Source organism: Labrys neptuniae, assembly GCF_040797145.1.
GTDB classification, from domain to species: domain Bacteria; phylum Pseudomonadota; class Alphaproteobacteria; order Rhizobiales; family Labraceae; genus Labrys; species Labrys neptuniae.
On record NZ_JBFNQD010000023.1, the window covers coordinates 59,943 to 71,830 of the forward strand.

16 protein-coding genes are annotated in these 11,888 nt (G+C 63.4%); 12 read left to right on the forward strand and 4 right to left on the reverse strand.

Annotation, left to right across the window (positions count from 1 at the left end; translation table 11 throughout):
- Positions 1-91 precede the first annotated feature (91 nt).
- The 5 genes from purC (at position 92) to ABXS05_RS32150 (ending at position 2,917) form a co-directional block, all read left to right on the forward strand.
- Complete coding sequence (purC, locus tag ABXS05_RS32130) at positions 92-856, forward strand: phosphoribosylaminoimidazolesuccinocarboxamide synthase (protein ID WP_068294993.1); 765 nt, start codon at positions 92-94, stop codon at positions 854-856.
- A complete protein-coding gene (locus ABXS05_RS32135; protein ID WP_367626713.1) occupies positions 853-1,416 on the forward strand; it encodes a hypothetical protein in 564 nt (187 codons plus the stop codon). The genes purC and ABXS05_RS32135 overlap by 4 nt, the downstream gene beginning before the upstream one ends.
- Positions 1,417-1,510: 94 nt before the next feature.
- Complete coding sequence (locus tag ABXS05_RS32140) at positions 1,511-2,077, forward strand: RNA 2'-phosphotransferase (RefSeq protein WP_367626714.1); 567 nt, start codon at positions 1,511-1,513, stop codon at positions 2,075-2,077.
- Positions 2,078-2,141: 64 nt separating this feature from the next.
- Positions 2,142-2,381 carry a phosphoribosylformylglycinamidine synthase subunit PurS gene (gene purS, locus ABXS05_RS32145; RefSeq protein ID WP_068294982.1) on the forward strand — a complete coding sequence of 80 codons (240 nt, stop codon included), beginning with the start codon at positions 2,142-2,144 and terminating at the stop codon, positions 2,379-2,381.
- Positions 2,381-2,917: a hypothetical protein gene (locus ABXS05_RS32150; RefSeq protein WP_367626715.1), complete on the forward strand. Its 537-nt coding sequence runs from the start codon at positions 2,381-2,383 to the stop codon at positions 2,915-2,917. The genes purS and ABXS05_RS32150 overlap by 1 nt, the downstream gene beginning before the upstream one ends.
- A 33-nt stretch (positions 2,918-2,950) precedes the next feature.
- On the opposite strand, the gene ABXS05_RS32155 is transcribed toward ABXS05_RS32150, so the two are convergent.
- Positions 2,951-3,298, reverse strand: coding sequence for a DMT family transporter (locus ABXS05_RS32155; protein ID WP_311938777.1), 348 nt, complete (start codon positions 3,296-3,298; stop codon positions 2,951-2,953).
- A gap of 189 nt (positions 3,299-3,487) precedes the next feature.
- Between ABXS05_RS32155 and ABXS05_RS32160 the strand changes: the two genes are divergently transcribed.
- The 3 genes from ABXS05_RS32160 (at position 3,488) to ABXS05_RS32170 (ending at position 6,302) form a co-directional block, all read left to right on the forward strand.
- Positions 3,488-4,381, forward strand: coding sequence for a LysR substrate-binding domain-containing protein (locus ABXS05_RS32160; RefSeq protein ID WP_367626716.1), 894 nt, complete (start codon positions 3,488-3,490; stop codon positions 4,379-4,381).
- Positions 4,382-4,576: 195 nt separating this feature from the next.
- Positions 4,577-5,272, forward strand: coding sequence for a phosphoribosylformylglycinamidine synthase subunit PurQ (gene purQ, locus ABXS05_RS32165; RefSeq protein WP_311938772.1), 696 nt, complete (start codon positions 4,577-4,579; stop codon positions 5,270-5,272).
- A 46-nt stretch (positions 5,273-5,318) separates the two neighbouring features.
- The gene (locus tag ABXS05_RS32170; RefSeq protein WP_367626717.1) at positions 5,319-6,302 is read left to right on the forward strand and encodes an asparaginase; all 984 of its coding nucleotides are present in this window, start codon (positions 5,319-5,321) and stop codon (positions 6,300-6,302) included.
- A 282-nt stretch (positions 6,303-6,584) separates the two neighbouring features.
- Here the strand turns inward: ABXS05_RS32170 and ABXS05_RS32175 are convergent, their stop codons facing one another.
- Together ABXS05_RS32175 and ABXS05_RS32180 are read right to left on the reverse strand one after the other, a co-directional pair.
- Entirely contained in the window at positions 6,585-6,875 is a 291-nt protein-coding gene (locus ABXS05_RS32175; RefSeq protein ID WP_068294959.1) for a hypothetical protein, read from the reverse strand.
- Positions 6,876-7,119: 244 nt separating this feature from the next.
- Positions 7,120-7,362, reverse strand: coding sequence for a hypothetical protein (locus tag ABXS05_RS32180; protein ID WP_156771708.1), 243 nt, complete (start codon positions 7,360-7,362; stop codon positions 7,120-7,122).
- 443 nt (positions 7,363-7,805) lie between these two features.
- Here ABXS05_RS32180 and ABXS05_RS32185 point away from each other — a divergent pair, with 443 nt between their 5' ends.
- A complete protein-coding gene (locus ABXS05_RS32185; RefSeq protein ID WP_311938765.1) occupies positions 7,806-8,270 on the forward strand; it encodes a hypothetical protein in 465 nt (154 codons plus the stop codon).
- 81 nt (positions 8,271-8,351) lie between these two features.
- On the opposite strand, the gene ABXS05_RS32190 is transcribed toward ABXS05_RS32185, so the two are convergent.
- Positions 8,352-8,588, reverse strand: coding sequence for an Lrp/AsnC ligand binding domain-containing protein (locus ABXS05_RS32190; RefSeq protein WP_068294951.1), 237 nt, complete (start codon positions 8,586-8,588; stop codon positions 8,352-8,354).
- A 238-nt stretch (positions 8,589-8,826) separates the two neighbouring features.
- Here ABXS05_RS32190 and purL point away from each other — a divergent pair, with 238 nt between their 5' ends.
- The 3 genes from purL to grxD all read left to right on the forward strand — a co-directional run bounded on the left by purL (position 8,827) and on the right by grxD (position 11,754).
- Positions 8,827-11,049, forward strand: a complete 2,223-nt coding sequence (purL, locus tag ABXS05_RS32195; protein ID WP_311938763.1) for a phosphoribosylformylglycinamidine synthase subunit PurL — start codon at positions 8,827-8,829, stop codon at positions 11,047-11,049.
- Positions 11,050-11,077: 28 nt separating this feature from the next.
- Entirely contained in the window at positions 11,078-11,308 is a 231-nt protein-coding gene (locus tag ABXS05_RS32200; protein WP_105862715.1) for a BolA/IbaG family iron-sulfur metabolism protein, read from the forward strand.
- 104 nt (positions 11,309-11,412) lie between these two features.
- The gene (gene grxD / locus ABXS05_RS32205; protein ID WP_311938761.1) at positions 11,413-11,754 is read left to right on the forward strand and encodes a Grx4 family monothiol glutaredoxin; all 342 of its coding nucleotides are present in this window, start codon (positions 11,413-11,415) and stop codon (positions 11,752-11,754) included.
- The last annotated feature ends 134 nt before the right edge of the window (positions 11,755-11,888 follow it).

The following is an 11,888-nucleotide window of genomic DNA, read 5'->3' on the forward strand; positions in this document are numbered from 1 at the left end:
GCAAATCGAATCGCCAATTGCGCCGGCCACGGATCGCATTTCCAGGAGCCCAGGCCCTTTGACGGATTTTCTCAAACCACGGTACATCCCGATGAACCGCCGCCGCCGCATTTACGAAGGCAAGGCGAAGGTCCTCTATGAGGGTCCCGAGCCCGGCACGCTGATCCAGCACTTCAAAGACGACGCCACCGCATTCAATGCCAAGAAGCACGAGGTCATCGACGGCAAGGGCGTCCTCAACAACCGCATTTCCGAATATCTGTTCCAGAACCTCAACGATATCGGTGTGCCCACCCATTTCATCCGCCGCCTCAACATGCGTGAGCAGTTGATCCGCGAGGTGGAGATCATTCCGCTCGAGATCGTGGTCCGCAACGTCGCCGCCGGCTCCATCGCCACGCGCCTGGGCATCGAGGAAGGCACGCAGCTTCCCCGTTCGATCGTCGAGTTCTACTACAAGAACGATGCGCTCAATGACCCGATGGTATCGGAAGAGCACATCACCGCTTTCGGCTGGGCCAGCCCGCCCGAACTCGACGACATCATGGCGCTCGCCATCCGTGTCAACGACTTCCTGTCCGGCCTGTTCCTGGGCGTCGGCATCCGCCTGGTCGATTTCAAGATCGAATGCGGCCGCCTGTGGGAGAACGACATCATGCGTATCGTCCTGGCGGACGAGATCTCGCCGGACTCCTGCCGCCTGTGGGACATCAAGTCGAACGACAAGCTCGACAAGGATCGTTTCCGCCGCGACATGGGCGGGCTCGTCGAGGCCTATACCGAAGTCGCCCGCCGTCTCGGCATCATGAACGAGATGGACAATGTCGTCGTCAAGGGGCCCAAGCTGGTTCAGTGAGCGCGTTCAGTGTAACATTGCGTAAGGGGCTCGCGCGTCACGGCGTTCGAGCCCTTTTTGCTGGCGTGGGCCTCGTCGCCCTCGCCGGCTGCAGCCTGTTCGACGTGTGGACTGGCGATCCGGCCGTGTCGCTGCCCGATTCCGGTTCCTGGGTGGTGCTGCCGATGCGGGCCTTCGTCTCGCGCGAGAATATCCGTGTCGACGGGCTGCAACTCTGCACCAAGATGCGCTGTGGCTATGACGCGGCCATCGAGCGCTTCACCGTGACCGGCCCCGATGCCCTGGCGATCGAGCGCTCCCTGGCTGAGCCCAAGCGGCTTGCGGCCTTGCTGGCCAAGTCCGATCCCAAGTCCAAGATGCCGCCGCCCACGGTGAGCGTCGACAGTTTCGGCTCCGGCGGCTGGCAGGGAATTCAGCTCGCGATGACGGGTGGCAAGAAAGCCCATCACATCAACGCCTACGCCGTCGGCCAGCGCAAGGCGGATGAGACCAGCTTCATCGTCGTCATTGCCGGCGAACCGCGCATCGCCAGAAAGCTCATCGACGAGGCGACGCAATAGCGCCCGAAGCACCAAGCCGAAAAGAGAATGTAGCTTTTCGGCGGGATGCGCGACGGTGACCAACGGTATCGGATATCACCCTCGGACATCACCTATGGATGACAAGAAACTCAGCAAATTCATGAGCCTCGTACTCCGCCATGCCCCCGAGACGGCTGGGCTGGTGCTCGACGCGCAGGGTTGGGTCGAGATCGACGATCTCGCCAGGGCCGCGGCCGAACAAATGAGCGCGGGCCGGCAGGATATCGAACGGGTCGTCAGGGAGAGCGACAAACAGCGCTTCATCATCGCCGGCACGCGCATTCGCGCCAATCAGGGCCACAGCGTCGCTGTCGACCTCGGTCTCTCCGCCACCATGCCGCCTGCCGAGTTGTGGCACGGTACCGCAGCCTCCAACCAGGCCGGCATTTTTTCTTCCGGCCTCGAAAAGCGCTCGCGCCGGCACGTGCATCTCTCCGATGATCCCGATACCGCCCGAAAGGTCGCCATGCGGCGCGCCGGCCCCTGGCTCATCCTGCAGGTCGATGCCGCGGCGATGCAGGCGGCAGGGCTGCCATTCTACCGCAGCGACAACGGCGTCTGGCTGACCGAGGCCGTGCCGTCTCGCTTCCTCAGCGTGTTCGAGACATTTTCCCGGCCCGCTCGGCAAGGCAATGATTGAACCATCGGCCGGACTGCTTTAAGCGCAAGCCAAGGATTTCTCCTCGTTGGAAGGCAGGTGTTGCATGAAGGCCCGTGTGATCGTTACGCTCAAGAACGGCGTCCTCGACCCCCAGGGCAAGGCGATCGAGGGTGCTCTCGCTTCGCTCGGCATCAAGGATGTCGACGGCGTGCGCCAGGGCAAGGTGTTCGACATCGAGCTCGGCCAAGCCGATGCCGAGACCGCACGCGAAACGCTGAAGGCCGCATGCGAAAAGCTCCTCGCCAATACGGTGATCGAAAACTACAGCATCGACATCGCCTGATGCTGGTCCGGCTGCTTGCAGCCGTGCTGTGCGTGGCTGGAGCCAGCGGTGCCTGCCACGCGGAAGAGCTTGTCGAGACCGGCAGTTTCAGCCTGCGCTATGACGACAGCGTCTGGGTCAGGGAAGCGTCCGCGCCGCCCACCCTGCTCGTCCTGCGTTGCGCCGCCCCGACCTGCCCACCCCATGCGGTGGTAACCTTCCTGTCCGATGAACGCAGCCTGACAAGCCCGGGTTTTGGCGCATTTGGCCCCGGTGCCGTGACCGGGGCCATGATCGACCTCAGGATCCAGAGCCTCACCCCCGGCTCGCGCATACGTCCCCGCCAGCAGGTCGAACCGGTCGCGTCTGGCGACATGACGGGTTATCGCGGCTTGTACGATATCGAGGATAGGGCCCTCGCCAAGACGGCCGCCGCCATCGCCTTGCTGCGGCTCGGCAATGGCACGCTGGAAATAAGGATGAAGGCCGACCGGCTGATGCCGGCCGACCTGGTGCTGTTCGATCGTCTTGTCGAAAAGATCGAGCTGAAGGACTGAGATTGCCGGTATTATCAGTTCAGGTCCCGGAATTTACACCGTCGACGCCTTGAGGCCGGCGACACCGGCAACGATGGCGATGGCGCTGACGATCTTCATGGCCGTGAGCGGTTCGCGCAGGAAGATGTAGCCGAAGACCACGGTTCCGAGCGTACCGACCGCCGTCCAGATCGGATAGGCGACACTGACCGGCAGGCTCTTGAGCGCCAGGGTCAGCAGGCCGACGCCACCGATCACCGCGATGAGCGTTATCGCTGTCGGCAGCGGGCGGGTGAAGCCCTCCGCATATTTCATGCTCAACGCAAAAATCACTTCGAAGACCGCCGCAGCGGCCAGATACAGCCAAGCCATGATGGCTATCCTTTGCAAAACTGAATTCATCTCATGGGAGCCATGAGCCTTCCTCGTCGTATTAAGTGATTGACTTTCAATTCAACAAATTCGAAGTTCTCAAGTGATGGATGAATTTGATTCAGGCATACGAGCACAGGAGACGGACACTGCCGGACTATTGGTCCGAGGCGGCATGACGGCGCGGCTGCGACAGGATGCCAGCCCGGATCGGAGCCGATGATGCGCCGCTTGCCGCCCCTGGCCTCCCTGCGCACCTTCGAAGCCGCCGCACGGCAGGAGAGCTTCAAGAAAGCCGCCGCCGAGCTCGGCGTCACCGCGACCGCCGTCAGCCACCAGATCCGCCAGCTGGAGGCCTATCTCGACGTATCGCTGTTCGAGCGCCAGACGCGTAAGGTCCAGCTGACTGTCGAGGGCCGCAGCCTGTACCCAGCCCTTCGCGCTGCCCTGGACACCATGGCCGAGGCCGTCGAAGCGGTCAGGAAACGCCCGCGCCGGCGCATCGCGACCCTGTCGGCGACCGTCGCCTTCACCGCCAAGCTGCTGGTGCCGCGGGTCGGCACGCTGCGCAGCCTGCATCCGGGGTGGGACCTGCGCCTGCACGCCTCCGACGACACGGTGGACCTCAATGCCGGCGATGCCGATGCCGCCATCCGTTACGGCCTCGGACATTATGCCGGCATGACCGCCCTGCCCCTGCTGACAGACAGATTCGCACCGGTCTGCAGCCATCGCCTGGGCCTGCGCGAGCCGGCCGATCTTCCTGGCGCGACGCTGCTGCATTTCGACTGGGGCCCGATCGCCTCCACGGTGGACGTGCCGAACTGGCGTTCCTGGGCCCGGCGCGCCGGCATCGACCATCTCGATCCCGACAGCGGCATCAGCTTCAATGACGAAAGCAGCGCCATCCAGGCGGCCATCGCCGGCCAGGGCGTTGCTTTGCTGAGCCTGTCCCTGGTTGCCGACGAACTTGCCTCGGGCGTGCTGGTGCAACCCTTCGGCCCGATCATGGAGGGCCTCAAATTCAGCTTCGTCTATCCCGAAGGCGCGGAGAGCCGGCCGGCAGTAGCGGTGCTGAAAGACTGGGTCCTGGCCGAATTTGCCGAGCGTTAAGTCGCCCCCTTCCTCGACGACGGACGAAACCATCGCAAAGCCTGCACGTTCGCGGTAATTGCCCCGGTTTAGGAGCCTGGCGTCCACTCTTTACTTGACCCCGCTGCCCCTCTGGAACCATATGCGCACGCATGGCGGAAGGCTGGACGCCCAAAGCCTCCGAGGCCCCTTGCCGCAACCGAAAAGCAGGATCCGATGAAAGCAGCTGTCGTCATTTTTCCCGGCTCCAACCGTGAAGGGGACGTCGCCAAGGCCCTCAAGCAGGCCGGCGCGCATGTCGACATGATCTGGCATGCCGACACGGAGCTGCCGGCAGGAACCGATCTGGTCGTGCTTCCGGGCGGCTTCTCCTATGGCGACTATCTGCGCTGCGGCGCCATCGCCGCCCGCGCCGCCATCATGGATGCCATCCGCCACCATGCCGCACGCGGCGGCCTCGTCCTCGGCATCTGCAACGGCTTCCAGATCATCACGGATGGCGGCCTGCTGCCAGGCGTCCTGATGCGCAATGCCGATCTCAAATTCATCTGCAAGCGAGTCCATCTCAGGGTCGAGCGCACCGATACGGCCTATGCCAACACCTATCGCCAGGGCCAGGCCATCGACGTCTGCGTCGCCCATGGCGAGGGCAATTATTTCTGCAGCTCCGAGACCCTCACGCAGATCGAAGGCGACGGCCTGGTAGCGTTCCGCTATTGCGATGCCGCCGGCAAGGTCAGCGCCGCCACCAATCCCAACGGCTCGCTCAACAATATCGCGGGGATCTATTCGGCCAATCGGCGCGTTCTCGGTATGATGCCGCATCCCGAAAACCTGATCGATCCCCTGGCCGGCGGCACGGACGGCCGCGGGCTGTTCACCAGTGTCGTCAACGCCATGGCCTCGGCCTGATCGTCGACGACGACGCAGGATTGAAGACCCCAGGATTGAAGACCCAATGACGCGCAAGGTTCATCTGATCACCACGGGCGGCACGATCGCCTCCCGGCGTGACGAAAGCACCGGCGACGTGGTTGCCGGCCTCGACGGACAGACGCTGCGCGCCATGCTGCACGACCCCCTGCCCGGGATCGACATCGAGGTCGAGGAGTTCTGCAACCTCAACAGTTTCGCCATCGACCTGCCCATGGCCTTCGCCCTGGCCACCCGCATCAACGAGCTTCTGGCGCTGGAGGATTGCGAGGGTGTCGTCGTCACCCACGGCACCGACACCATGGAGGAGAGCGCCTATCTCGCCGACCTCCTGCTGGCCTCGGACAAGCCGGTGGTCTTCACCGGCGCCCAGCGCGCGGCCGACGAGCCCGATGCCGACGGCCCGCGCAACATCGCCGATTCCATCCGCCTCGCCGCAGCTCCCGCTGCGCGCGGCCTCGGCGCGATGATCTGTTTCGAGCAGGAATTCCACGCCGCCCGCGACGTCGCCAAGACGCATACTTCGCGCACCGACACCTTCATGTCCTGGGAACATGGCAAGCTCGGCGAGATCGACGCAGGCGCCATCTGCCTGCATCGCCGCCCGGCGCTGCGGCGCGCCTATGCTCCCAGCGCCATCGAACCCAATGTCACGCTGATCCGCCTCGCCATGGGCATGGATGGCGGCTATCTCAACTATGCCGCCGATCACGGCAGCAAGGCCATCGTGCTCGAAGGATTCGGACGTGGCAACACGCCGCCATCCGTGACCAAGGCGGTGGCTGACGTCATCAAGCGCGGCATTCCGGTGATCATCTGCTCGCGCTGCCCGCGCGGGCGTGTGCTGCCCGTCTATGGCAATGGCGGCGCCACCGATCTCCAGCGCGCCGGCGCCATCTTCGCCGGGGACCTCAGCGGCCACAAGGCACGACTTCTCGCTGCCGTGCTGCTCGGCCAAGGTCTCGACCACGACGCCTTGCGGGCAGAAATCGAATATCTGGGCGGGTAACGGTCCGCATCGCTTCAGCCGATCGTCGTCACCGCCGGATGCCGGGTCGCCGGCCTGTATCCTTTGGGATTGCTGCGAAGGCGGATCGGATCTCGGAAGGCAGGACTGAGGTCAGACTATAGCGTTTTGAGATTTGACGAAGTCGCGATTTGACGAAGTCACTTGGACTCGCAAAGACGCGCTGAAGCAAAGAGTTGGAACAAACAAGCGTTCAGTCATGAACGCGTTTTGCTCCAGGGCGGTCATGGCGACCCTGTTGCGCCGCCATGACCGTAGAGTGGCTCAGGCAGCTGCGCTGAGGGTCACCATCGTTTCGGTGTTGATCGGCGGATGGGGCACCAGGCTGGCCTTGCTCTCATCGGCCCACCTCGCCAATCTGACGATACGGACCTTGTCGAGATCGGTATCTCCGGCCTCTACCGGTTCCACCGTGCTGAGCCCCGCATTGGAAACGAAGAAGGTATGGTCCCCGAAGATAGAGATGAGTTCCTGCACGATCGGATTGGATTCGGGAATGACCCGGCCATCCATCTGGGTCAGAGCGCGTTCGATTCGCACCGATGTCAGCTTCATGGCGTCGTCCTTTCGGGTTGAGTGGCTTGTCTGTCGACGGAGTGACGTCACGGCTGTCCTGCTCACCGTCGGCATTGATCGCCTCCCGCCCCGCAGGCGGTTCGAAACGCGGCAAACACTCGGGCGGCCCCATGACCGGCCCGGCGTCCACGTCCTGGCGTCAGGAGCTTTGCCGAGGCGCATTCTTCTCGCGAAATCTGGCCATAGTCTGCCTCAAGCGTGACCATTGCATGAAAGAGCCGCCTCAGGCGGCGGCTTCCAGGGCTTCGAGCAATTCCTCTTCGCTGATCTGCCCCTCTGTGCGTGGCGCAACGACCACCTGCTTGCCCAAGAGGTGCTTGACCTTGTGGGCCACCGGCAAACAGTGCCCGTCCTCCCGGTGATAGACATGATAGCCCTCGCCGGGATTCACGCCGATATCGAGGGCACAACCCTGGCTGACGAAATGCCAGACGCCGTTGCCATCCACGATTCTGACCTTGCTCATCGAAATCTCCTCAAGTTCGAAAAGGGCGGCTACCGACAGATAGCGGACGGGCATCGGCCGCAAGCGTCCGGGGCAGACTGCCATTCCGTGCGTGGTGATCTCCAAAAGGCCCGTCGTCCGAACCAGTCGCCCCTGGGATGCCGGTTCTATATCGGGTGAATGGGGCCATTGTCCGGCGCTACCACGTCGACAGCTTGGTCATTCCGACGCCCCGCATGCTCCAGGCGCGTTCCAGCCATGCCAAGTGTGCTCGCACGCAAGATTCTATCCCGACTTGCCGTGCCGTTAACGTTGTCGCAGAAGTTCTGCATGAATCTGCTATTGCGTGTGCGTTTTGGCACATCCTGCGCCGGTGATTCATTTCAGGTGGTGCGCAGGCACACAGCGGGTTGCCAGCCCGCCAGGGTGGTGCGATTCTGATTTCGGTGCACTGGAGCAGGCATATGAACCATCATTCTTCCCGTCAGCGTCTTGCTTGGGGCTTGTCCGGGGCCGTTGCGCTTTCGCTGGTGCTGGCCGCCTGCGGTCCGCGTTCCGGCGAAGCCGGCAGGCCGGACGTTTCCAACCAGCAGCCGGTCGTCACGGCGGACGGCACCCAGCAGTTCCCCGTGCCGCAGGCCGGCCGGGCAACCCTGGCCCACAAGCTGACCCAACTCGTTCCCGGCCGCATCACCGATGCGCGCATCTCCAATGGCTGGCGCACGCCGGCCGCGGCAAAAGTCCATCCCGACCAATATGCCGCTTGCGTCAGCGCCGACTCCGGCAGCGGCCAGCAGGTCTTCCTGATCGTCACCAATGGCTCGCATACGGGCGACGTGATCTCTGGCAGCAAGGCGGCCGAACGTTGCGCCGACGGCAATCGCGTCACGCAGTGGGCCACACTGCCGGAAGCCATGGGTCAGAGCTGACCGACGGCTCTCAAGCTTCATTCGGCACATCGAAAAATGGCGGCTCGAAGCCGCCATTTTGCATTTGAGGGTTTCAGCCCCTCAGAAGGCGCGATAGGTCAGGACCGTGCGCGTATTGGCGATACCGGGGATGGACTGCACCTTCTCACCGACGAAATGGCCGATATCGACATCGTCATTGACGTAGAATTTGGCGAGCACGTCGAAGTCGCCGGCGATCGAATAGATCTCCGAGGCGATTTCGGCTTCGGCCAGTGCGCTGGCGACCTCATAGGTGCGGCCGAGCTGGCATTTGATCTCCACGAAAAACGTCCGCATCGCCGATACTCCGAGACTGGAAACGAGTGTCCGCCCACAGGAAGGCCAACAAAGTTGCGGTGTCAATGCGGTTCGCGGCACGTATACGCGATCAATGGTTTACATTCGGCTCGGATACCCCTATCGCCTGCCGTGAACAGAAGCGCTGGAGCGCTGTGCTGGGGCTTGCCGGCCGGAGCCATGGGCCGTCCGCCGTTCCCCCTGCCGAAGCGCTGCCTTGACAGGAGATCGACCCGGCATGTCCGCCCACTCGGAACCCGCCATCACAGCCGAACTCATCGCCCAGCACGGGCTGAAGCCGGATGAGTATCAGCGGATCCTGGAGTTGATCGGACGCGAGCCGACCTTCACCGAGCTCGGCATCTTCTCGGCGATGTGGAACGAGCATTGCTCCTACAAGTCCTCGCGCCTCCATCTGAAGAAGCTGCCCGTCACCGGCAAATGCGTGATCCAGGGCCCGGGCGAGAATGCCGGCGTGATCGACATCGGGGATGGCCTCGCCGCCGTCTTCAAGATGGAGAGCCACAACCACCCCTCCTATATCGAGCCCTATCAGGGTGCGACGACGGGCGTGGGCGGCATCCTGCGCGACGTTTTTACCATGGGCGCGCGCCCGATCGCCTGCATGAATGCGCTCTCCTTCGGTGCGCCCGATCATCCCAAGACCCAGCACCTCGTCTCCGGCGTGGTCGCCGGCGTCGGCGGTTACGGCAATTCCTTCGGTGTGCCGACGGTGGGCGGCCAGGTGCGCTTCCACACCCGCTATGACGGCAACATCCTGGTCAACGCCTTCGCCCTCGGCCTCGCCGAGCAGGACAAGATCTTCTACGCCAAGGCTACCGGCGTGGGGAATCCCATCGTCTATCTCGGCTCCAAGACCGGCCGCGACGGCATCCACGGCGCCACCATGGCTTCGGCCGAGTTCGACGACAAATCCGAGGAGAAGCGCCCCACCGTGCAGGTCGGCGACCCCTTCGCCGAGAAGCTCCTGCTCGAAGCCTGCCTGGAACTGATGGCGACCGACGCCATCATCGCCATCCAGGACATGGGCGCGGCCGGCCTCACCTGCTCGGCCGTGGAGATGGGCGCCAAGGGCGATCTCGGCATCGAGCTCCACCTCGACAAGGTGCCGGTGCGCGAGGCCGGCATGACCGCCTATGAGATGATGCTGTCTGAAAGCCAGGAGCGCATGCTCATGGTGCTCAAGCCCGGCAAGGAAGCCGAGGCCGAGGCGATCTTCCGCAAATGGGGCCTCGACTTCGCCGTGGTCGGCAAGACCACGGACGACCTGCGCTTCCGCATCTTCCACAATGGCGATCTGAAGGCGGACCTGCCGATCAAGGAACTGGGCGACGAGGCGCCGCTCTATGATCGCCCCCATGTCCCCTCGCCCAAGCAGCCCGTGCTCGAAGCCGGCTCGCTCAAGACCAATCTGTCGACGGGCGAGGCACTGCTCAGCCTGATCGGCTCGCCGGAACTGGCGTCCAAGCGCTGGGTCTACGAGCAATATGACACGCTGATCCTCGGCAATTCGATCCAGACGCCTGGCGGCGATGCTGCGGTCGTGCGCGTGCTCGACGGCCCCAAGGGACTGGCAATGACGTCGGACGTGACCCCGCGCTATTGCGAGGCCGATCCCGTCGAAGGCGGCAAGCAGGCCGTCGCCGAGGCCTGGCGCAACATTTCCGCCGTGGGCGGCCTGCCGCTCGCCGTGACCGACAACCTCAATTTCGGCAATCCCGAGCGCCCCGACATCATGGGCCAGTTCGTCGGCTGCCTCGACGGTATCGGGCAGGCCTGCCGCGCCCTCGATTTCCCCATCGTCTCCGGCAATGTCTCGCTCTACAACGAGACCAACGGCCGCGGCATCCTGCCGACCCCGACCATCGGCGGCGTCGGTCTCGTCGACGACGTGGCCGTGACGGCTTCGATCGCCTTCAAGGCCGAGGGCGAGACCGTCATGCTGGTCGGCGGCCCCGGCACCTGGCTCGGCCAGTCCATCTGGCTCGCCGAGATCCTGAAGCGTGAGGAAGGTGCACCGCCGCCGGTCGACCTCACCGTCGAGAAGCGCCATGGCGACTTCATCCGCGGCCAGATCCGCGCCGGAAATCTCAAGACCTGTCACGACGTCTCCGATGGCGGCCTCGCCGTCGCCGTCGCGGAAATGGCCTTGGGGCGTGGCATCGGTGCCGACCTGTCACAGGCGCCGCAGGGCGGCGAACCGCATGCCTTCTGGTATGGCGAAGATCAAGCCCGCTACGTCGTCGCCCTGGCCGCCGACAAGGCCGAGGCCTTCGCCAAGGCCGCAACCGAAGCCGGCGTGCCGGTCACCACGCTGGGCACAACCGGCGGCAATGCCTTGATCCTGCCCGAAGGCCGGCCCATCCTGGTTTCGGCGCTGAGCGAGCGTCACGAATCGTTCCTGCCGACCTTGATGGGCTCAGCGCGCCAAGCTGCCTGACAAGTCGCCTGAAGAGGACCCAATTCCAATGCCGATGCCGGCCGCCGACATTGAAGCGATGATCAAGGAAAGCTTCCCCGATGCGAAGATCGAAATTCGCGATCTCGCTGGGGATGGCGATCACTACGCCGCGACGGTGATTTCCGAAGCGTTCCGGGGCAAATCCCGCGTGCAGCAGCACCAGATGGTCTATGCGGCGCTCAAGGGCAAGATGGGCGGCGTGCTGCACGCGCTTGCGCTCTCCACGAGTGCCCCCTGATCGATAAATTATGTTAGGTTGAGCCCTGACATTGGGCGCGAGTGTGCTTACATACTTGGCATTATCCGCGTCAGATCCAGCATTACCAAGATCGAGATTGAGCCATGAGCGACATCGCCACCTTCATCGAAAACGAGATCAAGTCCAATGACGTCGTGCTCTTCATGAAGGGCAACAAGGCGTTCCCGATGTGCGGGTTCTCCGGGCAAGTCGTGCAGATTCTCGATTATCTCGGAGTCGACTACAAGGACCATGACGTGCTGCAGAATCCCGATCTGCGCAGCGGCATCAAGGACTTTTCGAACTGGCCGACCGTGCCGCAGCTCTATGTCAAGGGCGAGTTCGTCGGCGGCTGCGACATCGCCCGCGAAATGTTCCAGTCGGGTGAGCTGGTAACCTTCCTGCAGGAAAAGAACATTTCGGTAAAGGCGCCGGCCAAGGCCTGATCGCCGCCGCAACAGCAAGCTTGCCGCGATACCAAGCCAGGCTTTCAAAGCCTGGCTCAGACTGCTGACAAACCAGTAGCGTTAGTCAGCAGTTTTTGATTCAGTGGGTCATGTTGAAGAAACCCGGCCCCGAG

Coding starts and splice junctions, on each gene's coding strand:
- ABXS05_RS32160 (WP_367626716.1), top strand. CDS start 3,488: ATGATGCGCCGCTTGCCGCCCCTGGCCTCCCTGCGCACCTTCGAAGCC.
- ABXS05_RS32200 (WP_105862715.1), top strand. CDS start 11,078: ATGCCGATGCCGGCCGCCGACATTGAAGCGATGATCAAGGAAAGCTTC.
- purC (WP_068294993.1), top strand. CDS start 92: ATGAACCGCCGCCGCCGCATTTACGAAGGCAAGGCGAAGGTCCTCTAT.
- purQ (WP_311938772.1), top strand. CDS start 4,577: ATGAAAGCAGCTGTCGTCATTTTTCCCGGCTCCAACCGTGAAGGGGAC.
- purL (WP_311938763.1), top strand. CDS start 8,827: ATGTCCGCCCACTCGGAACCCGCCATCACAGCCGAACTCATCGCCCAG.
- ABXS05_RS32155 (WP_311938777.1), bottom strand. CDS start 3,298: ATGAATTCAGTTTTGCAAAGGATAGCCATCATGGCTTGGCTGTATCTG.
- ABXS05_RS32140 (WP_367626714.1), top strand. CDS start 1,511: ATGGATGACAAGAAACTCAGCAAATTCATGAGCCTCGTACTCCGCCAT.
- ABXS05_RS32150 (WP_367626715.1), top strand. CDS start 2,381: ATGCTGGTCCGGCTGCTTGCAGCCGTGCTGTGCGTGGCTGGAGCCAGC.
- ABXS05_RS32175 (WP_068294959.1), bottom strand. CDS start 6,875: ATGAAGCTGACATCGGTGCGAATCGAACGCGCTCTGACCCAGATGGAT.
- purS (WP_068294982.1), top strand. CDS start 2,142: ATGAAGGCCCGTGTGATCGTTACGCTCAAGAACGGCGTCCTCGACCCC.
- ABXS05_RS32170 (WP_367626717.1), top strand. CDS start 5,319: ATGACGCGCAAGGTTCATCTGATCACCACGGGCGGCACGATCGCCTCC.
- ABXS05_RS32185 (WP_311938765.1), top strand. CDS start 7,806: ATGAACCATCATTCTTCCCGTCAGCGTCTTGCTTGGGGCTTGTCCGGG.
- ABXS05_RS32190 (WP_068294951.1), bottom strand. CDS start 8,588: ATGCGGACGTTTTTCGTGGAGATCAAATGCCAGCTCGGCCGCACCTAT.
- grxD (WP_311938761.1), top strand. CDS start 11,413: ATGAGCGACATCGCCACCTTCATCGAAAACGAGATCAAGTCCAATGAC.
- ABXS05_RS32180 (WP_156771708.1), bottom strand. CDS start 7,362: ATGAGCAAGGTCAGAATCGTGGATGGCAACGGCGTCTGGCATTTCGTC.